At 60.0% G+C, this 19143-nt stretch carries 23 protein-coding genes; 10 read left to right on the forward strand and 13 right to left on the reverse strand.

The window, feature by feature from the left end; all coding sequences use genetic code 11:
- The first annotated feature begins 63 nt into the window (after positions 1-63).
- A complete protein-coding gene (locus tag LOY68_RS08040; RefSeq protein ID WP_054049193.1) occupies positions 64-351 on the forward strand; it encodes a SelT/SelW/SelH family protein in 288 nt (95 codons plus the stop codon).
- On the opposite strand, the gene LOY68_RS08045 is transcribed toward LOY68_RS08040, so the two are convergent.
- Together LOY68_RS08045 and LOY68_RS08050 are read right to left on the reverse strand one after the other, a co-directional pair.
- Positions 345-1238 carry a DMT family transporter gene (locus LOY68_RS08045; RefSeq protein WP_054049195.1) on the reverse strand — a complete coding sequence of 298 codons (894 nt, stop codon included), beginning with the start codon at positions 1236-1238 and terminating at the stop codon, positions 345-347. The two genes, LOY68_RS08040 and LOY68_RS08045, sit on opposite strands and share 7 nt — an antisense overlap.
- 160 nt (positions 1239-1398) lie before the next feature.
- Entirely contained in the window at positions 1399-2163 is a 765-nt protein-coding gene (locus LOY68_RS08050; protein WP_054049197.1) for a helix-turn-helix transcriptional regulator, read from the reverse strand.
- 127 nt (positions 2164-2290) lie between these two features.
- Between LOY68_RS08050 and LOY68_RS08055 the strand changes: the two genes are divergently transcribed.
- On the forward strand, positions 2291-3106 hold the full coding sequence (locus LOY68_RS08055) for a UDP-2,3-diacylglucosamine diphosphatase (RefSeq protein WP_054049199.1): 816 nt from the start codon (positions 2291-2293) through the stop codon (positions 3104-3106).
- Positions 3107-3197: 91 nt separating this feature from the next.
- Here LOY68_RS08055 and LOY68_RS08060 read toward each other — a convergent pair whose 3' ends face one another.
- Both LOY68_RS08060 and LOY68_RS08065 read right to left on the reverse strand, forming a co-directional pair.
- Positions 3198-3788, reverse strand: a complete 591-nt coding sequence (locus LOY68_RS08060; RefSeq protein ID WP_054615784.1) for an HD domain-containing protein — start codon at positions 3786-3788, stop codon at positions 3198-3200.
- 95 nt (positions 3789-3883) lie between these two features.
- Entirely contained in the window at positions 3884-4195 is a 312-nt protein-coding gene (locus LOY68_RS08065) for a DUF962 domain-containing protein (protein WP_123509084.1), read from the reverse strand.
- Positions 4196-4355: 160 nt separating this feature from the next.
- Between LOY68_RS08065 and LOY68_RS08070 the strand changes: the two genes are divergently transcribed.
- Positions 4356-5417 (forward strand): AraC family transcriptional regulator, encoded by a 1062-nt coding sequence (locus LOY68_RS08070; protein ID WP_204280787.1) that lies wholly within the window; start codon positions 4356-4358, stop codon positions 5415-5417.
- Here LOY68_RS08070 and LOY68_RS08075 read toward each other — a convergent pair.
- Complete coding sequence (locus LOY68_RS08075) at positions 5374-6828, reverse strand: TrkH family potassium uptake protein (protein ID WP_265044062.1); 1455 nt, start codon at positions 6826-6828, stop codon at positions 5374-5376. The genes LOY68_RS08070 and LOY68_RS08075 overlap by 44 nt on opposite strands.
- 121 nt (positions 6829-6949) lie before the next feature.
- Between LOY68_RS08075 and LOY68_RS08080 the strand changes: the two genes are divergently transcribed.
- The gene (locus LOY68_RS08080) at positions 6950-7516 is read left to right on the forward strand and encodes a nitroreductase family protein (protein ID WP_163909030.1); all 567 of its coding nucleotides are present in this window, start codon (positions 6950-6952) and stop codon (positions 7514-7516) included.
- Positions 7517-7628: 112 nt separating this feature from the next.
- On the opposite strand, the gene LOY68_RS08085 is transcribed toward LOY68_RS08080, so the two are convergent.
- The 6 genes from LOY68_RS08085 to LOY68_RS08110 all read right to left on the reverse strand — a co-directional run bounded on the left by LOY68_RS08085 (position 7629) and on the right by LOY68_RS08110 (position 12014).
- Positions 7629-8969 (reverse strand): sensor histidine kinase, encoded by a 1341-nt coding sequence (locus tag LOY68_RS08085; RefSeq protein WP_265044064.1) that lies wholly within the window; start codon positions 8967-8969, stop codon positions 7629-7631.
- A gap of 216 nt (positions 8970-9185) precedes the next feature.
- Positions 9186-9635, reverse strand: a complete 450-nt coding sequence (locus LOY68_RS08090; RefSeq protein WP_265044065.1) for a Spy/CpxP family protein refolding chaperone — start codon at positions 9633-9635, stop codon at positions 9186-9188.
- Positions 9636-9907: 272 nt separating this feature from the next.
- A complete protein-coding gene (locus LOY68_RS08095) occupies positions 9908-10585 on the reverse strand; it encodes a response regulator transcription factor (RefSeq protein ID WP_054049215.1) in 678 nt (225 codons plus the stop codon).
- Between the two features lie 7 nt (positions 10586-10592).
- Positions 10593-11006 (reverse strand): translation initiation factor 2, encoded by a 414-nt coding sequence (locus LOY68_RS08100; protein WP_265044067.1) that lies wholly within the window; start codon positions 11004-11006, stop codon positions 10593-10595.
- 110 nt (positions 11007-11116) lie between these two features.
- Entirely contained in the window at positions 11117-11416 is a 300-nt protein-coding gene (locus LOY68_RS08105) for a YciI family protein (RefSeq protein WP_054049220.1), read from the reverse strand.
- Between the two features lies 1 nt (position 11417).
- Complete coding sequence (locus tag LOY68_RS08110; RefSeq protein WP_163909035.1) at positions 11418-12014, reverse strand: septation protein A; 597 nt, start codon at positions 12012-12014, stop codon at positions 11418-11420.
- A gap of 87 nt (positions 12015-12101) precedes the next feature.
- Between LOY68_RS08110 and LOY68_RS08115 the strand changes: the two genes are divergently transcribed.
- From LOY68_RS08115 to rluB, 6 genes are all read left to right on the forward strand, one after another.
- A complete protein-coding gene (locus LOY68_RS08115) occupies positions 12102-12965 on the forward strand; it encodes a PHP domain-containing protein (protein WP_054049224.1) in 864 nt (287 codons plus the stop codon).
- Between the two features lie 13 nt (positions 12966-12978).
- The gene (locus tag LOY68_RS08120; protein WP_054049612.1) at positions 12979-13608 is read left to right on the forward strand and encodes an L-threonylcarbamoyladenylate synthase; all 630 of its coding nucleotides are present in this window, start codon (positions 12979-12981) and stop codon (positions 13606-13608) included.
- Between the two features lie 60 nt (positions 13609-13668).
- Positions 13669-14427 (forward strand): segregation and condensation protein A, encoded by a 759-nt coding sequence (locus LOY68_RS08125; RefSeq protein WP_177331463.1) that lies wholly within the window; start codon positions 13669-13671, stop codon positions 14425-14427.
- 11 nt (positions 14428-14438) lie between these two features.
- On the forward strand, positions 14439-15437 hold the full coding sequence (gene scpB / locus LOY68_RS08130; protein WP_265044071.1) for an SMC-Scp complex subunit ScpB: 999 nt from the start codon (positions 14439-14441) through the stop codon (positions 15435-15437).
- A 102-nt stretch (positions 15438-15539) separates the two neighbouring features.
- Positions 15540-15731, forward strand: coding sequence for a DUF1289 domain-containing protein (locus tag LOY68_RS08135; protein ID WP_265044073.1), 192 nt, complete (start codon positions 15540-15542; stop codon positions 15729-15731).
- 143 nt (positions 15732-15874) lie between these two features.
- The gene (rluB, locus tag LOY68_RS08140) at positions 15875-17155 is read left to right on the forward strand and encodes a 23S rRNA pseudouridine(2605) synthase RluB (protein ID WP_054049232.1); all 1281 of its coding nucleotides are present in this window, start codon (positions 15875-15877) and stop codon (positions 17153-17155) included.
- Between the two features lie 174 nt (positions 17156-17329).
- Here the strand turns inward: rluB and LOY68_RS08145 are convergent, their stop codons facing one another.
- Complete coding sequence (locus LOY68_RS08145) at positions 17330-18295, reverse strand: leucyl aminopeptidase (RefSeq protein WP_265044075.1); 966 nt, start codon at positions 18293-18295, stop codon at positions 17330-17332.
- 69 nt (positions 18296-18364) lie between these two features.
- Complete coding sequence (locus LOY68_RS08150; protein WP_054049237.1) at positions 18365-18499, reverse strand: hypothetical protein; 135 nt, start codon at positions 18497-18499, stop codon at positions 18365-18367.
- Positions 18500-19143 lie beyond the last annotated feature (644 nt).

Genomic DNA, 19143 nt, shown 5'->3' on the forward strand with positions numbered 1-19143 from the left:
CGGGGCAAGCGATAAAGGCGGCTATTATAGCGGCGCCCCTCTGGCTCAGGAGTTTCAGCGATCATGACCATGCAAAAACCGGAAATCGTCATCACCTATTGCACGCAATGCCAGTGGCTGTTGCGCGCGGCCTGGCTGGCCCAGGAACTGCTCAGCACCTTTGGCGATGACTTGGGCAAAGTGTCGCTGGTGCCGGGCACGGGCGGGGTCTTTCATATTTTTTGTAACGAGGTGCAGATCTGGGAGCGCAAGGCGGACGGCGGTTTTCCGGAAGCCAAGGTGCTGAAGCAGCGAGTCCGGGATCAGATCGACCCGGACCGCGACCTCGGGCACAACGATCGCACTCAGTGAGAGGCGGCTTCGGCGGCCACGGCTTTCTTGCTCGAACTGCCGGATAAGCGACTGGACACCACAATCGCGATGATGATCAACGCGCCGCCGAGCAGCATACGCAGCGTCGGGTTTTCATCGAACAGCAGCCAGGCCATGGTGATGCCGTAGACCGGTTCCAGGGCGAACACCACTGCGGCGGTCCGCGCCTTGATCACCGCCAGGCTGGCGACAAACAAACTGTGGGCAACGCCGGTGCAGAACACCCCGAGCAGGCCGATCCACAACCAGTCGAGGGCGCGCACTTCGCTCAACTGTGGCGCGGCAACCGGCAGCAGGCACAACGCGACCACCACGTTCTGGCACAGCGCAGCCTGCACCGCCGGGATGCGTGCGGAACTGGCGCGGTTGGTCAGGGACAGCAGGGCGAACAGCAAACCGGAAGCCACTGCCCAGAGCAGGCCGACGGTCGCGCCGGTGCCGAGGTCGAAGGACGGCGTTACCAGCACCAGACCCACGCTGACCAGCACCACCAGCAGGATTTCATTGGCGCGGATTTTCTCGCGGAAGATCAGCCCTTCGAGGATCACGGTAAACGCCGGGAAGCTGGCAAAACCCAGGGTCGCAATCGCCACTCCCGCGACTTTTACCGCAATGAAGAAACTCACCCAGTGCCCGGCCAGCAGCAAGCCGCTGAGCAACAGGCGGCGCCAGTCCACGGCTTCGAGTTTCTGCCAGCGGGTGTTGCTGGCGAACCGCGCAAAAAACGCCAGCGCCAGCACCGCGAACGCCGCACGACCGAAGACGATGACCGCCGGGGTGGCGGCCGCGAGTTTGCCGAACACACCGGTCAGGCCAAACATCAGTGCGCCGATATGCAGGGCGCCAAGGGCGGTACGGGGAGTCATTGGAGTCCTTAGGAAAACGTATAAATCAGGCGACGACGATCACCTGTAGGAGCTGCCGAAGGCTGCGATCTTTTGACTTTGTCTTTTTAAGATCAAAAGATCGCAGCCTTCGGCAGCTCCTACATTGAAACCTGTGAGGCCAGGATTGTCTGTCGGCAAACTATCGACTTTTGTCGCCAGCCTCGCGGCGCAATTTTCCGGGTGAAGCGCCAAATTCGCGCAACACCGCCGCCGCGAACGCACTCTGGGAGCTGTAGCCAACCCGGCTGGCGATCTCGCCAATAGGCAGCGCCGAATCGCGCAACAAACTCACCGCAATGTGCAGCCGCCGACTGCGAATGTAATCCATCGGCGTCTGTCCGCATTCCGCTACGAACCGCGCATGCAGGCGCGCGCTGGAGAGGTCGGCGATGCGCGCCAGATCGGCCACTTGCAGCGGATAGGCCGCATGCTGATCGATGTGCGCATTCAGCGCCGCATACGGCAGGCGTCGCCCGCCAATGACGTCCGGTTTGATGTGGTTGAGGCTGGCCAATAACAGCACCGCGCCTTGCTGGGCAATCAGCGGATCGCTCACCGGACTGCCCGCCAGCCAGCTGACCAACTGGCTTTGCCCGGCATCCAGCGGCAGGCGTCCGGCGTTGTCGAGCAAGCGGCGGCTGGCGTCGGCGTGCTCCCCCAACGACTGGGCAATCCACTGATCGTCGGGCACATCCAGCACCAGGCAACGACTGCCATGGGGACTGCCGCAGGCATGATGCATGCCGGCCGGGATCACCACGAAACTCTGCTGCACCACCTGGCTGCCCTGGCCGTCCACCTCGAAATCCAGCGCGCCCGACAAGCCGAACACCAGTTGCGCGTGGTCGTGGCTGTGGACGATCAGGTCGTGGCTGTATTGGCGAAGCGTGAGGATCGGTCTCATCGCAGGTCTCCTGGCAAGATGCGGCCAGTCTACACCGGCCGGGCGCTGTCACAGGATTGACTCGTCACTGTCATGGGCAATTAACCCGACCGGCGCAAGCTTGTAAAAACATCCCAGAGGGTTGCCTATGACCAGCGCCGAGCTCGCCAAACCCAGTCGTAAACAACGTGTTCGCACCTTATGGATATCCGATGTGCATTTGGGCACCCGGGATTGCCAGGCCGAGCACCTGTCGCAGTTTCTCAAGGGCTACCACACCGACAAGATCTACCTGGTGGGTGACATCATCGATGGCTGGAAACTGCGCAGCGGCATGTATTGGCCCCAGGCCCACACCAACGTGATCCGTCGCTTGTTGACCATGAGCAAGCGCGGCACCGAAGTGATCTACGTCACCGGCAACCACGACGAATTCCTGCGTCGTTATTCGAAGCTGATCCTGGGCAACATTCAGTTGGTGGACGAGGCGGTGCACGTGACCGCCGATGGCCGGCATCTGCTGGTGATCCACGGCGACCAGTTCGACGTCATCACTCGCTATCACCGTTGGCTGGCCTTTCTCGGTGACTCGGCCTACGAATTCACCCTGACCCTCAACCGCTGGCTCAATCACTGGCGCGCCCGGTATGGCTACGGTTACTGGTCGCTGTCGGCGTACCTCAAGCACAAGGTGAAAACCGCGGTCAGTTTCATCAGCGACTTCGAAGAAGCCATCGCCCACGAATGCGTCAAGCGCGAGCTGCATGGCGTGGTGTGCGGGCACATTCACCATGCCGAGATTCGCAAGGTTGGCGGGGTGGATTACCTCAATTGCGGGGACTGGGTGGAATCGTGCACGGCGTTGATCGAGCACTGGGACGGCACCATCGAGCTGTATCGGTTGGCGGATGCCCAGGCGCGAGAGGCGGAGTTGAAAGCGGTGAAGGTCGCCGAACCGGCATAACAGCAAAATCAAAAGATCGCAGCCTTCGGCAGCTCCTGCATGGGAATGTGATCTCCTGTAGGAGCTGCCGAAGGCTGCGATCTTTTGATCTTCATGCCGGCGCGTGTTCTTCCATCGCCGCCTTGTAGATCGAATTTTTCGGCTGCGCAAACAACCGTTCCATCATCGGCTCGAAGAAGCTCAGCGGCAGCGTCTCATACGCCGGATCAAACGCCGCCGCATCGTATTTGGCGCAGAATTCGATGGTCGCCTGATACTGCGGATGCCCGCTGAATTGCTCGCGCAGATGCCGATCCATGCCCAGGTGATGGAAGAAGTAGTAACCCTGGAAAATCCCGTGTTTCTCCACCATCCACAAATTCTCGGCGCTGACGAACGGCTTGAGGATCGCTGCGGCGATGTCCGGGTGGTTGTAGGAGCCGAGGGTGTCGCCGATGTCATGCAGCAGGGCGCAGACCACGTATTCCTCGTCGCGGCCATCGCGCCAGGCACGGGTGGCGGTTTGCAGCGAATGGGTCAGGCGATCCACCGGGAACCCGCCAAAATCACCCTCCAGCAACTTCAGGTGCGCCACAATCCGTGTCGGCAATTGTCGTGCGTAGGCACTGAAGTCTGCGGCGATGATCGCCCAGTCTTCCTGCGTGCCGTCCTGCATGTGGGTGAAACGGGCATTGGCGTTCATCGGCGATCTTCTTATTTGCGAAGTGACGGATTGAGTGTAGAACTTGGATCCACTGGCGCACTGTCTGCACGGGACGCTTTGCTGGCCCGGCAAGCCTAGAACGGCACGCGGCCCAGAATCATGTCGCGGTACATGACGAAATCGCCGAGCAGGCTGTAGAACGGGTGCTGGAAGGTGGCAGGACGATTCTTCTCGAAGAAGAAATGCCCGACCCAGGCGAAGCTGTAACCGGCCAGCGGCAGGGCGATCAGCAGCAACCACGCGCCTTTGCCGATGGTCAGCGCCAAAATGAAGATAACCAGCGTGGTGCCAATAAAGTGCAATCGTCGGCACGTACTGTTGCTGTGTTCGCTGAGGTAATGCGGGTAGAACTCAGCGAAGCTATTGAAACGCTTGGTGTTTTCCACGACTGCGATCTCTGTGGTTATTGTTCTGATGGCAAGTTGTTCTGCGGGTAGCTTATTTGAGTCTAGAGTGATCATTGGCATCAGCCAGTGACAATGGGCGCCACTTTAGTATCCTTCGGTAATTGGCCGTGAGATGCGGCTCATCATGTAAGTAAACGCCATGAGCGAACGAACGACTTCTGCAAGCTGGGCGATGGGGATTGTCAAAGCACTGGAAATGGACGGCCTGGATTGCCGGGTTCTGTTCAAACAGCTGGGGCTCGACTACGCGGCACTGGATGATCCGGATGCACGCTTCCCACAAGATTCCATGACGCGGCTCTGGCAGCGCGCGGTCGAGCTGTCCGGTAACCCGGCAATCGGCCTGAACATGGGCAAAGTGGTGCGACCGGCATCCTTTCATGTCGCCGGCTACGCGCTGATGTCCAGTCAGACCCTGGCCGAAGGTTTCCAGCGGTTGGTGCGCTATCAGCGGATCATCGCCGAAAGTGCTGACCTGAGTTTCCGCCTGTTGGAAGAAGGCTATGCGCTGATCCTGACGGTGCATGGTGACCACCTGCCGCCAACCCGGCAAAGCGCCGAAGCCTCACTGGCCTGCGCCCTGGCGCTGTGCGGCTGGTTGACCGGCCGCACCCTGCAACCGCGCAAGGTGTTGGTGCAGGGCGATGAACCCGCCGATCTCGAACCCTATAAACAAGCCTTTCACGCGCCGTTGGTGTTCAACGCGCCTTACGATGCGTTGATCTTCGAGCGTGCTGACATGGAGGCGCCGCTGCCCACAGCGAACGAGGCGATGGCGTTGCTGCATGACCGGTTTGCCGGCGAATACTTGGCGCGATTTTCTGAAAGTCGCGTGACCCACAAGGCCCGGCAGGTGCTATGCCGTTTGCTGCCCCAGGGCGAACCCAAGCGCGATACGGTGGCGCAGACATTGCACCTGTCGCAACGCACCTTGCAGCGACGCTTGCAGGAAGAGGGCACGAGTTTCCAGACCTTGCTCGACGACACCCGCCGCGAACTGGCCGAGCAATACCTGGCGCAGCCCAGCATGACCCTGCTGGAAATTGCCTACCTGCTGGGGTTTGCCGACCCGAGTAACTTCTTCCGCGCCTTCCGCCGCTGGTTCGACGCGACGCCCGGCGAGTACCGGGCGCGTTTGATGGATGCGCCCAAGCAGGTCAGTGACGCCAGAACGCCGGAATACACAGAACGAACACCGTAATAATCTCCAGTCGGCCCAGCAGCATGCCGAACGAGAGAATCCACTTGGCAGCGTCCGGCAGGGTGGCGAAGTTGCCCGCCGGGCCAATGGTCTCGCCCAGGCCGGGACCGACGCCGGACACGGTGCTCGCCGCGCCGGTCAGTGCGGTCATCCAGTCCACGCCCAGCAGTGAAAGCAGCAGCGCGATCACGCAGATGGTGATGGCGAAGAAGAACGAAAAGGTCAGGATCGAACGCACGATTTCTTCGTCGAGCCGGTGACCGTTGTACTTCTGCTTGATCACCGCTCGTGGGTGAATCAACTGGTTAAGGTTGGCCTTGAGCAGGATGTAGGCGACCTGGAAACGGAAAATCTTGATCCCGCCCGCCGTCGAGCCTGAACAGCCGCCGACAAAGCCCAGGTAAAAGAACAGCATCAGCGAGAAATTGCCCCACAGGCTGTAGTCCCCGAGTGCAAACCCCGTGGTCGTGACCACCGACGTCACGTTCAGCGCCACATGCCGCAACGCCTCCAGCCAATGCAGGTTGGTGGTCCACCAATACCAGGTGCCGAGCACCAGCCAGGTCACCAGCAACATGCCGAGCAAACCCTGGACCTGCTGATCCTTGATCAACGCCCTGCGGTTACCGCGCAAAGTCGCCACGTACAGGGTGAACGGCAGGCTACCGAGAATCATGATCACTACCGCGACCCAGTGCACCGCCGGTTGTTTCCAGTGGGCCAGGGACTCGTCGGAAGTGGAGAACCCGCCGGTGGAAATCGCCGACATCGCGTGGTTGATCGCATCGAACAGGCTCATTCCGGCCCACCAGAACGCCAGGCTGCCGATGATGGTGATGCCGACGTAGGCCGCCACGATCAGGCGCGCCACCATGTGCGAGCGGGGCATGACTTTTTCGGAGCGGTCCGACGACTCGGTCTGGAACAGCCGCATGCCGCCGATGCGCAACAGCGGCAGAATCGCCACCGCCATACCGATAAAGCCGATGCCGCCGATCCAGTGCAGCAACGAGCGCCACATCAGGATGCCGGGAGACATTCTGTCCAGGCCCGTGAGCACGGTCGACCCGGTGGCGGTGATGCCGGACATGCTTTCGAAGAACGAGTCGGTGTAGCTGATGTGCTGGGTCAGCAGGAACGGCAGCGCGGCGAAGATGCACACCACCAGCCAACTGCTGACGGTCAGCAAGTACATGTCCCGAGGGCGCAGGTGTACGTGTTCGGGGCGTCCGGGAATGACCAGCGCCAGGCCGGCGACGAAGGTAATCATGCTGGCCCAGAGGAACGATGGCAGGTCGCCGGTGCGGTCGAAAATCACCAGCGTGGCCATGGGCACGACCATGGCGATGGCCAGCGTGATCAGGAAGATGCCGATGATGAAACCAATAGTCCGTAAGGTCGGCAACGCCATGAAGTCCGCTCGGGCTGAAAGTGGGGAGGGCGCCATTCTACCTGTGAGGTCTGCCATGTAAACCGGCACTCCCGCAGGGTTGCAGCTAGAATAGCCAAACATTTTTTTCAGGAGGTGGCCGATGCAGGCTCTCGACGCTTTGCTCAACCGTGTTTCCGTTCCCCGACTGGTCGAACCGGCCCCTACCGCCGAGCAGCGGGAAGTGCTGTTTGGCGCTGCATTGCGTGCGCCGGACCACGGCCATTTGCAGCCTTGGCGCTTCCTGACCGTCGAAGGCGCGGCACGTGAGCAAATGGGTGAGTTGCTGGCTGAAGCGGCGAAGTTGCAGGACAGCGAAGCGCCCGAAGCGGTGCTGGACAAGGCGCGCAATGGTCCGCTGCGCGCGCCGTTGGTGGTGGTGGTGATTGCGCGGTTGCAGGATCACGTCAAATACCCGAAGTCCGAGCAACTGTTGGCGGCGGGGTGTGCGGCGCATGGGATTTTGCTGGCGGCGTATGCCCAGGGGATTGGCGCGGTGTGGCGTACCGGTGAACTGGCTTACTCGGCGCATGTGGCCAAGGGCTTGGGGTTGGCGGACGGGGAAGAGGTGATTGCATTCCTTTATCTTGGCACACCGCAGAAAGAGCCGCGGGTGGCAGAGAAGGTTGATCTGGCCGAATTCGTCAGCGCCTGGCCTGGTAAGGCTTAAAGATCAAGAGATCGCAGCCTCGTTGCACTCGACAGCTCCTACAGGTGTTATGTGAATGCCCGTAGGAGCTGTCGAGTGCAACGAGGCTGCGATCTTTTCGCATCACCCATTTTTAGGGCTGAACCACAGCCCCCGGCACCAACGGTAATTCCAGACTGGCGATAAACCCGCCGTCCGGGTGATTAGCCAGCACCAGGCTGCCGCCATGCCGTTCCGCGGCTCGGCGTGCAATGGCCAGCCCCAGGCCATGCCCGGCTGCTGTCTGCCCCGGCGCGCGGTAGAACGGTTCGCCCAGCAGGTTCAAGTGCTCGGCCTCGACCCCCGGCCCGTGGTCGCGCACGCTCACCACCATCCGTTCGCCCTGGCGTGAGGCCTGCATTTCAATCGGTTGATCCACCGGGTTAAAGCGCTGGGCATTGCGCAACAGGTTGTCCACGGCGCGCTCGATCATGGTCGGCCAGCCTTTGAGATTCAGCTGCGGCTCGGCTTCCAGGCGCACGGTTTGTTCCGGAAAGCCCAATTGCGCGTCCTTTTGCAGGGTGTGCAGCAAGGCGTTGAGATCGACGTCTTCGGCACTGGCGTTATCCGCATCCACTCGCGCCAGGACCAGGATTTCGCTGATCAGCGCTTCCAGTCGGTCACATTCACGCGTCAGGCGCGGCCAGAGTTTTTCCCGTTCCTCAGGATTGGCCCGCTCGGCCAAGGCCAGGGCAATGCGCAATCGGGCCAGCGGGGAGCGCAATTCATGGGACACGTCCCGCAGCAATTGGCGCTGGCTGCCGATCAGGCTTTGCAGGCGCGCACCCATGCGGTTGAAATCGTTGGCCAGCACGCCGAATTCATCGCGGCGGTTGGCCAGTTTCACCAGGCTGTTCTGCTGGTAAGTGGTTTGCCCCAGGTCATGCACCGCGCCGCGCAAACGGCTGAGTGGGCGGGTGATCGAGAGCGTCACCAGCAGGCTAAACAAAGTCAGTACTACCAACGCGATGCCAAGCGCACTCAGCGGCCAGAGCAGGCTTTCGCGGTGCCAGGAATCCAGTTCCGGGTGCGGGATGCGGTAGATCAGCAGGTAGGTGTTGCCGGTTTTGTCGCTGGTGTATTCAGCGGTCAGGCGGCGCCACGGAAGGCGACGGTCATCGTCGTTCTGCCGCGCTTCAAATGCGGCGGCGCGACGCGGGAAAGTGCCACGCACCACTGGGTCGCCGCTCTCGTTGAGCACCTGGACGTCGATGTGATATTGGCGTTTGCGTTGTTCGAGGATGTCCTGAGCCGCTTCTTCGCCTTGGGCTTCGTAGGTTTGCGTCCACTCTTCGGCCAGGGTGTTGAGGCCCGGATGACGGCTGAGGATCCACGCATCCTGATTGAGCATGTGCCCCAGCAGAATCGAAAGCCCTGCAACCAGAGCGATGGCCAGCCAGAAGCTGGCCAGAATACGCCAGAACAATGAGCGCACAGAAAATCCTCAAGCAAACACAAATCCCATGTGGGAGCGAACCCCACCCCTGTAGGAGCGAGGCTTGCCCGCGAAGGCGATTTCATGATCAACAGCGATGTTGAATGTTAAATCGTTTTCGCGGGCAAGCCTCGCTCCTACAGGGGGTTGGCTTCCACATTGAACAGAATGGCAAAAGACCCAACGGTGTTGGCCGTTGGGTCCGGGGTTAACGCATTATTGCGCTTTTTGCGGCTGTTGCGCTTTCCAGGCCTTGAACTCAGCCCACTCGGCGCGACGCTCGGCCTGTTTTTTCTGGATCTCGTCGAATTTCTTCTGTTGATCCGGTTTCAGCACGGCGCGTACATCGGCCTGGGTTTTCTGATGCTTGGTGGCGATTTCGTCTTTCATGGCTTTCTGGTCAGCCGGGGAGAGTTTCTCCAGGTATTTCTCGACCAGTTGTTTGCGATCATGCATCTGCTCGCCCATGATTTTGCGGATCTGCTCACGCTGTTCACGGCTCAGGTCCAGCTGGCTGTACGGGCCTTTGCCGTGCATGTCATGCATCTGACCGCCGTGGCGCGGGCCATCCAGCGGGCCACCCATCGGGCCGGCACCTTCAGGCATGGCCATGGCAACGGTCGGCAGGGCGGCGGCGAACATCAGAGCGATAAGAGTCTTGCGCATGGTGAATCTCCTTGTCTCGTTCCCGGTACGTTCCGGATGAGTTCAGATTACGGAGATCAAGGTCAGCGGCGGTCAGCGGAGCGTAAAGCTTGGGTAAAGACAGTTTTGTGCCGACCTGACAATTCTGGCGATTTACACACGGTCCGGGTAGGAGCTGCCGAAGGCTGCGATCTTTTGATCCTGGCGATTTTCAACCCCGCCAAAGATCAAGATCAAAAGATCGCAGCCTTCGGCAGCTCCTACGGGGATTTTTTGCGTTCAGCAGATCCCGATCAGAGGCTGTAGTAGTAACCGCGACTACGCAGCGCCACGATGCGCGGACGGCCATCAGGATGCGGGCCGATCTTCTTGCGCAGGTTGCTGACGTGCATGTCCAGGCTGCGGTCGTACAGGGTCAGTTTACGACCGAGGGCGATCTGCGCCAGTTCCTGTTTATCCAGGGGCTCGCCGGGTTGCTTGATCAGGGCTTCGAGCAGGCGGCTTTCGGAGACGGTGAGGGTGAATTCCTGTTCATCGATGCTGACCACGCCGCGCACCGGGCTGAAGCACAGGTCGCCGAGTTCGAGCTGGCTGGACACTGCCGTCGGATGACTGCGGCGCAAAACGGCGCGCAGCCGGGCTGTCAGTTCCCGCGGGTCGCAGGGCTTGGCCAGGTAATCGTCGGCGCCGAGTTCCAGGCCGAGGATGCGGTCCAGCGGTTCGCCCCGGGCCGAGAGCATCAGCACGGGCAAGTCCGGATGGTCGTTGCGCAGTTGCTTGAGCAATTCCAGGCCACTACCGTCAGGCAGCATCACATCCAGCACCACCGCGGCGGGTGAGGTTTCGGCCAGCGCACGGCGGGCACTCTGGCCGTCGTGACAGGCGCGGACCACAAAACCTTCCTGGCTCAACCAACTGCTCAGGAGCTCACACAGCTCCTGGTCATCATCAATTAATAACAGCTCGCTCATGACTCACTCAATTTAGCCATTGCCGACGTTTTCGACTTGCTCCACTGGCAAAGATACCGCAGAGCAGGGCCAATAGCGCTACTCCGCCACCGGTGACGAACCATTGCTGCTGATCAGTCAGCAAGCGTGGCAGCGGACCGTTGGCCTGGGCTTCCTTGAGTTGCAGCTTCAGGCGCTGGTTCTCTTGGCGCAACCGGGCCAATTGGGCGCTTTCGCGCTCGGCATCGGCATTTTGCAGTTGTTTGTTCAGTTCTTCTCGTTGCTGCTCGCTGACTTTCAAGCGTTGCTGCAACTCGGCGATCTGGCTGCCGGCGCTCAGGGACAGCGGCGTGGAATTGCTGCCAGTGGCAGCCTCTTCACCGTGTGCGGGAGCCACGATCGACAACGTCACCAACATCAGACACAACGGACCCTTGCGCATCACGACTCCTGATTCCAATCGAGTTATTGGGCAAGTTGTCGGCAGGCAAACGAGAATAATGAGCGATTGAGAGCGCGATGAACCGACAAGGTTCATCGCGTAGGGGAAATTTACGGCAGGACTTGCTTGAACGGCTTCACGGAAACGTTGGCGTAGACGCCTGCGGCGATATAAGGGTCAGCATCGGCCCAGGCCTGCGCGGCGGTCAAGGATTCGAACTCGGCCACGATCAAGCTGCCAGTAAAACCAGCGGCGCCCGGGTCATTGCTGTCAACGGCAGGGTTGGGGCCGGCCAATACGATGCGGCCTTCGCCCTTGAGCACTTGCAGGCGCTCGAGGTGCGCCGGGCGTGCGGCCAGGCGAGCTTCCAGGGAGTTGGCGACGTCTGTAGCAACGATTGCGTAAAGCATGTCAGTCCTCGGTTTTTGGCGTAGTGGTATCGGCGTCATGCAGGTGGCGGGACAGGTAGATGCCCTGTGCGACCAGGAACAGCAGGGTCATGCCCAGGCTGCCGAAGACTTTGAAGTCGACCCAGTAGTCCTGGAAGGTGAACGCGACAAACAGGTTTGCAGCACCGCAGAACAGGAAAAACCCGATCCAGGCGATGTTCAGGCGGGTCCAGACTTGATCCGGCAGGGCCAGTGCGTGGCCCATGATGCGCTTGATCAGCAGTTGGTCGCCGATGAAGTGGCTGCCAATGAAGGCCAGGGCAAACAGCCAGTTGACCACCGGGGCTTTCCATTTCAGGAAGGTCTCGCTGTGGAACGCCAGGGTCAGGCTACCGAAGACCAGGCAGGCGATGAGGGTCAGCCACTGGCTCTTCTCCAGCTTGCGCTGCTTGATGAACAAGGTGCCGTAAACCACCAGCGAGCTGATGATCAGCATGGCGGTGGCGCTGTAAATACCGCCTACAGTGACCTCATGACCGGCAATGTCGACGACCCGTGGATCGATTTTGAAGACAATGAAAAACAGCAGAAGCGGGATGAAGTCGATGAATTGTTTCACAGTGGCAGCCAGAAGCAGGATGTGTCGGCATAATAACAAACATATTGGCGCGCGATAGCGCCAGCTGATTTGAGGTTACAAAGCCCTGTGAATGTTGATTTGCACTGCCATAGCACGGCCTCCGATGGCGCCCTGGCGCCTGCGGTACTGGTTGCGCGTGCGTTCGAGAAAGGCGTGCGAGTCCTGGCCTTGACCGATCACGACACCCTCGAAGGCCTCGATGAGGCCCGTAGCGCCGCGACGGCGTTGGGGATGCAACTGGTCAACGGCGTCGAATTGTCCTGCACCTGGGGCGGTGCGACCATTCATGTGCTGGGCTACGGCTTTGACGTGAATGCCGTACCGTTGGTCGAGGCCATCGCCAAATTGCACGATGGCCGTTGGCTACGGTCCGAAGAAATAAGCCGCAAACTGGCGCTCAAAGGTATGCCAGGCGCGATGGACGGTGCCCGCGAGATGCAGCAGGCGCTCGGCGACAGCGGTAACGCGCCGGCCCGTCCGCATTTTGCCGACTGGATGGTGCGCGAAGGTTTCGTCAAGGATCGCGCTGAAGCGTTCCGCAAATGGCTGGGCGCCGGCAAGCTGGGTGACGTCAAGCAACACTGGCCGACCCTCGAAGACACCGTCGCCACCCTGCGTGCCGCCGGTGCCTGGGTCAGCCTGGCGCATCCGTGGCACTACGATTTCACTCGCAGCAAGCGTCGTCGCCTGATTGCCGACTATATTCAAGCAGGGGGCCACGCTATCGAAGTGGTCAATGGCCATCAGCCCGCCGAACAGGTCGGCAGTCTGGCCATTCTTGCCCGCGAGTTCGGTCTGCTGGTCAGCGCCGGCAGTGATTTTCATGGCCCTGGAGGCTGGTCGGAAATCGGTGAATACCGCCCGGTTCCGGAGGATCTGCCACCGTTATGGTGTCGATTCAAACATGACCCAATTATTGCCGCCGTCTGAACAGGTAGAGAATGTGAGTCAATTTTTCCAGATTCATCCGGAAAACCCGCAAGCGCGCCTGATCAAACAGGCAGTCGAGATCATCCGCAAAGGCGGGGTGGTGATTTATCCCACAGACTCGTCCTACGCCATTGGTTGCCAGATCGGCGACAAGAACGCCGTGGAGCGCGTACGCCGCTTGCGTCAGCTCGACGACAAGCACAACTTCGCGCTGATCTGCAGTGACCTTTCGCAGTTGGGGCTGTTCGCCAAGATCGACACCGGCACTTTCCGCATCCTCAAGGCCCATTTACCTGGGCCTTACACGTTTATCCTCAACGCCACGCGTGAAGTGCCGCGCCTGTTGCTGCATGCCAAGAAACGCACCATCGGTCTGCGGGTGCCGAGCCATCCAATCGCCCTGGCGTTGCTGGCGGAACTCGGCGAGCCGCTGATGAGCGTGACCCTGATCATGCCCGGCGACACCGATCCTCTGAGCGATCCCCATGAAATGCGCCAGTTGCTGGAGCACCAGGTGGACCTGATCATCGACGGCGGTTTCGGCGGGATCAAGGCGTCCACGGTGATCAACCTGGCCGACGGCGAACCTGAAGTGATCCGCGTCGGTTGCGGTGATCCGACGCCGTTTATGGCCGAGGCGTAGATGTCTGCAGTAGAACCCGTCGACAGTCAGGCCGGAGCCCAGCAAGAGCTGCCCTTCGCCATGGTCTATGGCCAGGCGGTCATGGAAATGCCGCTGGACCTGTACATCCCGCCGGACGCCCTCGAAGTATTCCTCGAAGCCTTCGAAGGCCCCCTCGACCTGCTGCTGTACCTGATCCGCAAACAGAACATCAACATCCTCGACATCCCTGTGGCGGAAATCACCCGCCAATACATGGGCTATGTCGAGTTGATGCAATCGGTGCGCCTGGAGCTGGCCGCCGAGTATTTGGTAATGGCCGCGATGCTGGCCGAGATCAAGTCGCGGATGCTGCTGCCACGCGCGGAAACCATCGAGGCTGAAGAAGACGATCCGCGCGCCGAACTGATTCGCCGCTTGCAGGAATACGAACGCTTCAAGGCTGCCGCCGAGGGTATCGATGGCCTGAGCCGGGTTGGCCGCGACGTGGTGGTGCCCAAGCTCGACGCCCCGGAAGCCCGGGCGCGCAAACTGTTGCCGGACGTGAGTCTGGAGGAATTGCTGATGTCCATGGCCGAGGTCCTGCGCCGTGGCGACATGTTCGAAAGTCACCAGGTCAGTCGCGAGGCGTTGTCCACCCGCGAGCGCATGAGCGATGTGCTGGAACGGCTCAAGGGCGGCGGTTTCGTGCCCTTTGTCGAGCTGTTCACTGCTGAGGAAGGACGGCTGGGGGTGGTGGTGACCTTCATGGCGATCCTCGAACTGGTCAAGGAATCCTTGGTCGAGCTGGTGCAGAATGAGGCGTTCGCGCCGATCCATGTGCGGGCCCGAGCCGAATAACGAGTTGAATCATGAACCTGACTGAACCCCGCGAGCTGGCGCCACTGCTTGAAGCCTTTCTGTTGGCCTCGGGAAAACCGCAATCGCTTGAACGCCTGTTCGAACTCTTCGAAGAGGGCGAGCGCCCGGAGCCGCCGGTCTTCAAGAAAGCCCTGACGATCCTGGCCAAGTCCTGCGACGGCCGCGCCTTCGAACTGAAGGAAGTCGCCTCCGGCTATCGCTTGCAGATTCGCGAGAAGTTTTCGCCGTGGGTCGGCCGTTTGTGGGAAGAACGTCCGCAGCGTTACTCCCGCGCCATGCTCGAAACCATGGCGTTGATCGCTTATCGCCAGCCGATTACTCGGGGCGAAATCGAAGACGTGCGAGGCGTGGCGGTCAACAGCCACATCGTCAAGACGTTGCTGGAGCGCGAGTGGATTCGCATCGTCGGCTACCGCGATGTGCCGGGCAAACCGGCGATGTTCGCCACCACCAAGGTGTTTCTCGATCACTTCAACCTGAAGAACCTCGACGACCTGCCGCCGCTGGCCGAACTGCGGGAGATGGAGCCTGACCCGGTGCTCGACTTCGACGACGCGCCGGTCCCGGCCGGGCTGCAGGAACTGGCCGACGCCAGCGCCGAGCCGGAAGAACCCAAGGAAGAAACCAGTTTCCACACGCTGTTGCTGGAACTGGATGACATGGAGCAGGGGATCAAGACCGACTTTGATGACTTGTTGCGCGATGGGGCGGTGACTGAGACCGAAGAGATTTTGGAGCAGCCGGAACCCGCGCCGGAGATTGAAGTTGAACTTCAGCCCGAGCCTGAAGCCACAATCGAAGAAGAACCGGAAGCAGAACTGGAAGACGATGTGCTCGGTGTCGCCGAAGCGCGCGAAAAACTCCTGGCCGCCGTCGCTGCTTTAGAGCAGCACAAACCGGAACCCGAGCCCGAGCTGAGCGACGAAGAAGCCGAAGCCCGCGCCCTGGCCGAAGCGATCGAAGCTGAACGCCGCGAATTCGACGACTGAGAGGCCGCTAAAAGATCGCAGCCTTCGGCAGCTCCTACGGATGTACTCATTTCCCCTGTAGGAGCTGCCGAAGGCTGCGATCTTTTGATCTTGGAGGCATCAATGAGTTCTACCAAAGACCCCTGCATCAGCGTCTGCAAATTCACCGACGACATCTGCCTCGGCTGTGGCCGCAGCAAGCGGGAAATCAAGGCCTGGAAGAAGCTCGACAAGGCTGACAAGCGCATTGTGCTGGCCGAAGCGGCGCTGCGGCTGATCAAACTCGGTGCCACCGGTCGGCGGAAACACAAGTAAGTCACCATTCATCAGCTAGTCTCTGATGCGCGAACGCTTGCATGAGCGTATGATTCGCGACCCTCCGGCGATCCCTTCGTCCGAGAACCAGTTTTACATCGCTTCAGGCAAGGCCTGAACAGACCACACCGGGAGGTGCCCAGATGAGTATCAACGACCAGAAAGACGACCAGGAAATCGGCCCAGCAGGCGAAAAACTGCAGAAAGTCCTCGCCCGTATCGGCGTCGGCTCGCGCCGTGACGTGGAAGCCTGGATCAGCCACGGCCGCATCAAGGTCAATGGCAAAGACGCCACCCTCGGGCAGCGCGTCGACATGCACGACGCCATCACCATCGATGGCAAGGTGATCAAGCGCGAAGAAGCCGCCGAGTCGGTACGCCGCGTGATCATGTACAACAAGCCCGACGGCGAAATCTGCACCCGCCTTGACCCGGAAGGCCGTCCAACTGTTTTCGACAAGATGCCGAAACCAAAAGAAGGTCGCTGGATCAACATCGGTCGTCTGGACATCAACACCACCGGTCTGCTGATGTTCACCACTGACGGTGAACTGGCCAACCGCCTGATGCACCCTTCCTACGAGATGGACCGTGAATATGCGGTACGTGTGCGTGGCGAAGTCGATGACGAGATGATCGAGCGCTTGAAAGCAGGCGTCGTCCTCGAAGACGGCCCGGCCAAGTTCACCGACATCAAGCAGGCTCCGGGTGGCGAAGGTTTCAACCACTGGTATCACTGCGTGGTGATGGAAGGTCGCAACCGCGAAGTTCGTCGCTTGTGGGAATCCCAGGGCCTGGTGGTCAGCCGTCTGAAGCGCGTGCGTTTCGGTCCGGTGTTCCTCAACTCCGACCTGCCGATGGGTCGCTGGCGCGAAATGAGCCAGTACGAAGTCGACATTCTGAGTGCTGAAGTGGGCCTGACGCCTGTGGCCATGCCGCAGATGAACGCCAAGAGCAAAGACAAGCTCGATCGCATGCAGCGTAAATCGTCGCGTCCGATGGGCAAGACCGAGCGCGTGCGTTCGTTGCGTCCAGCCATCGGTAACCAGACCGCTGCTACGCCGCGTGACTCCCGTGAACCGCAAATCGAAGGTGAGCGTCCAGCCCGCAAACCAGCAGCGCCACGCGCTGATGGCGAGCGCGGTCCACGCACGCCACGTCCGGCCAACGGTCGCACCGAGCGCGGTGAAGGCCGTGGTGCTCCGTCCGGTGGTCGTAGCGATCGCGGTGCTCCTCGTGGTGATTCGAGTCGCGGTACGCCAGTGGCGGATCGTCCGGCCGACACCAAGCGCCCGGCCAAGCCAGTCGGGAAGAAACGCCCAGGCATCGTGTTGGTCGACAAGGACACTCCATCGGGCAAACGCCGTGGCGCGCCAGCCGGTTCGGGCCAGCGTCCGGGCTTTGGTCGTCGCAAGCCTGAGTAATCGGTAAGCGCCGCATAAAAAACGCCAACCTTCGGGTTGGCGTTTTTTTTTGGTCTGGCTTTAGTGATGGGGTGAATATCAGGGCCTCTTCGCGGGCGAGCCTCGCTCCTACAAGGGCGACGCAAAACCTGTAGGAGCGAGGCTTGCCCGCGAAGGCGTCGGCCGGGTTAAACCCTAAAACACAAACCGCCCATCGAACACCGGCTCATCATCCAGCGCCAACACGCCACCGGAGAAGATCAGGTCCAGGTGATGGCTGCCCTTGGCCCCGCCACCCAATCCCAGGTGCAAGCCGCAATGGCGCTCCTCGAACCCGGCGTTGCGCGCATACAGATCCTTCACGCCTTCGTTGGTGCCAATGCCCAACTCTTCGATTCGCCGGTTCGACGGATTGGCATCCAGGTATTTGTTGAAGTCATGCTCAAGCCCCGGCACGTCCGTGGCGATTCTGCTGATGGTCGAGTTCTCGATCCACAACTCCAGCGGTGACTCCAGCACGCCGTACTTGCGCGCAAACGGAATCGTGCTGAGGAACGTCCCCATGAACTTCACCCGGCCATTGATCTCCTCGCTGTGGGTGGCAATCTCGCCGGGTGCCAGATCGAAGTTGCCGACACCGTTGATGTCCGTCCACTTCTTGATACTGCTCAGCGGTGTTTCAAACCACGAGCCATGCTCGTCTTTGAAGCTGAGGGTTGTCGCGTGGGACATGCGCTGGATCAAGTGGCTGTTCAACCCGGCAATGCGCTGCGGCGTGACACTGAAGGTGTCGTAGAAGTAATCGCCGTAATCCTTGAACAGCAGCGACTTCTTCCAGTTTTGCGCCATCACTCCTTGCAGTGCGCGGAGGAATTCCGGGCCTTCGGGGCGTGGGTTGGGCAGGGTGGAAGAGTCGTAGAAGAAAATGTACAGATCGCTGTCGGCAATTGCCTGGGCCAGAAAATCCGTGGGTTCCAGATCCAGGCGCAGGGCGCTGAAACTGAACAGTGAGCTGTTAGCGGCCTGTTCGGCGATGGCGCCGGTCAGTGCCTCGTAATCGGCGGTGTGTCCGAGCAGGACCTTTGCCGGGTTGATGCCGACCAGGGCCGGGTGTTGTTCGAGGTAGTAAAGGAAATGCGAGATAGCGCGTTGCTTATCCATGTAGTCCTCCCTGACAAACCGAGCAAATGTGGCAGGCACAACCGGCCGGATCGTGCCCGCCGGAGTGGCTTACAGAGGCCACATCGCCGTGCCGAACGGAACAACCGCGTCGGCTTGCATCATTTCAACGGCGGCTTCATGGGTCGGCGCTTCAAACCAATCGTCCAGTTGCAGTTCTGTTTCCAAGTCTTTGTCCAGTTGCATAAGTGAATCTCCCAGATGACTTTTACGACTGTTGAATAGGAACAGCGGCGTGTTTTTCAATCAGTGAATAACTCGCCAACTTGTCGATTGATGCGGTCCGGCAAGTCGCTGAAAACCTAGTTCACAGGGTTTTGGAATGCAAAAAAATAATTAAATAAGATTTATTTGAATTTTTTATTCCATTTTTTGAGCGCGAATTTCTTTATAAAAAACAGAAAACTGACTCGACCTTTTCCTTAGGAAGCTTCCTAACGTCAATTTGCAGTCAGCCTGCGGAAAGATCTGATTTGGCAAGTTTTCGTTACGGCGTGTAACGGACAATTTACGAAATCCACCGTCAACATCCATGGATTACGCCAATTTTTATGGTTGTAAGGAAAACCTTCCGCATCGCCGTTCACGGACGATCGCGAAAGGCTCTGGCGTGCTTGTTTCAGCGACGTAGGAAGGGTGAGATGCGCCCCATGCCTGCCGTGCAGGTGCATAACAAGAAGGAGGCGCAATGAACGCCGTGACTCATCTCCATCTCTCCCCGTGGGCCGGTTTTTTACTCGCCTGCGTCGATGACCTGCAAAGGTCTGACTTCTTATTTGCAGCCGCCCGGCACCCCCGAGGCGGACACAGGCAATCCCGGCAACCGACGC

This window comes from Pseudomonas sp. B21-053, assembly GCF_026016365.1.
GTDB classification, from domain to species: domain Bacteria; phylum Pseudomonadota; class Gammaproteobacteria; order Pseudomonadales; family Pseudomonadaceae; genus Aquipseudomonas; species Aquipseudomonas nunensis.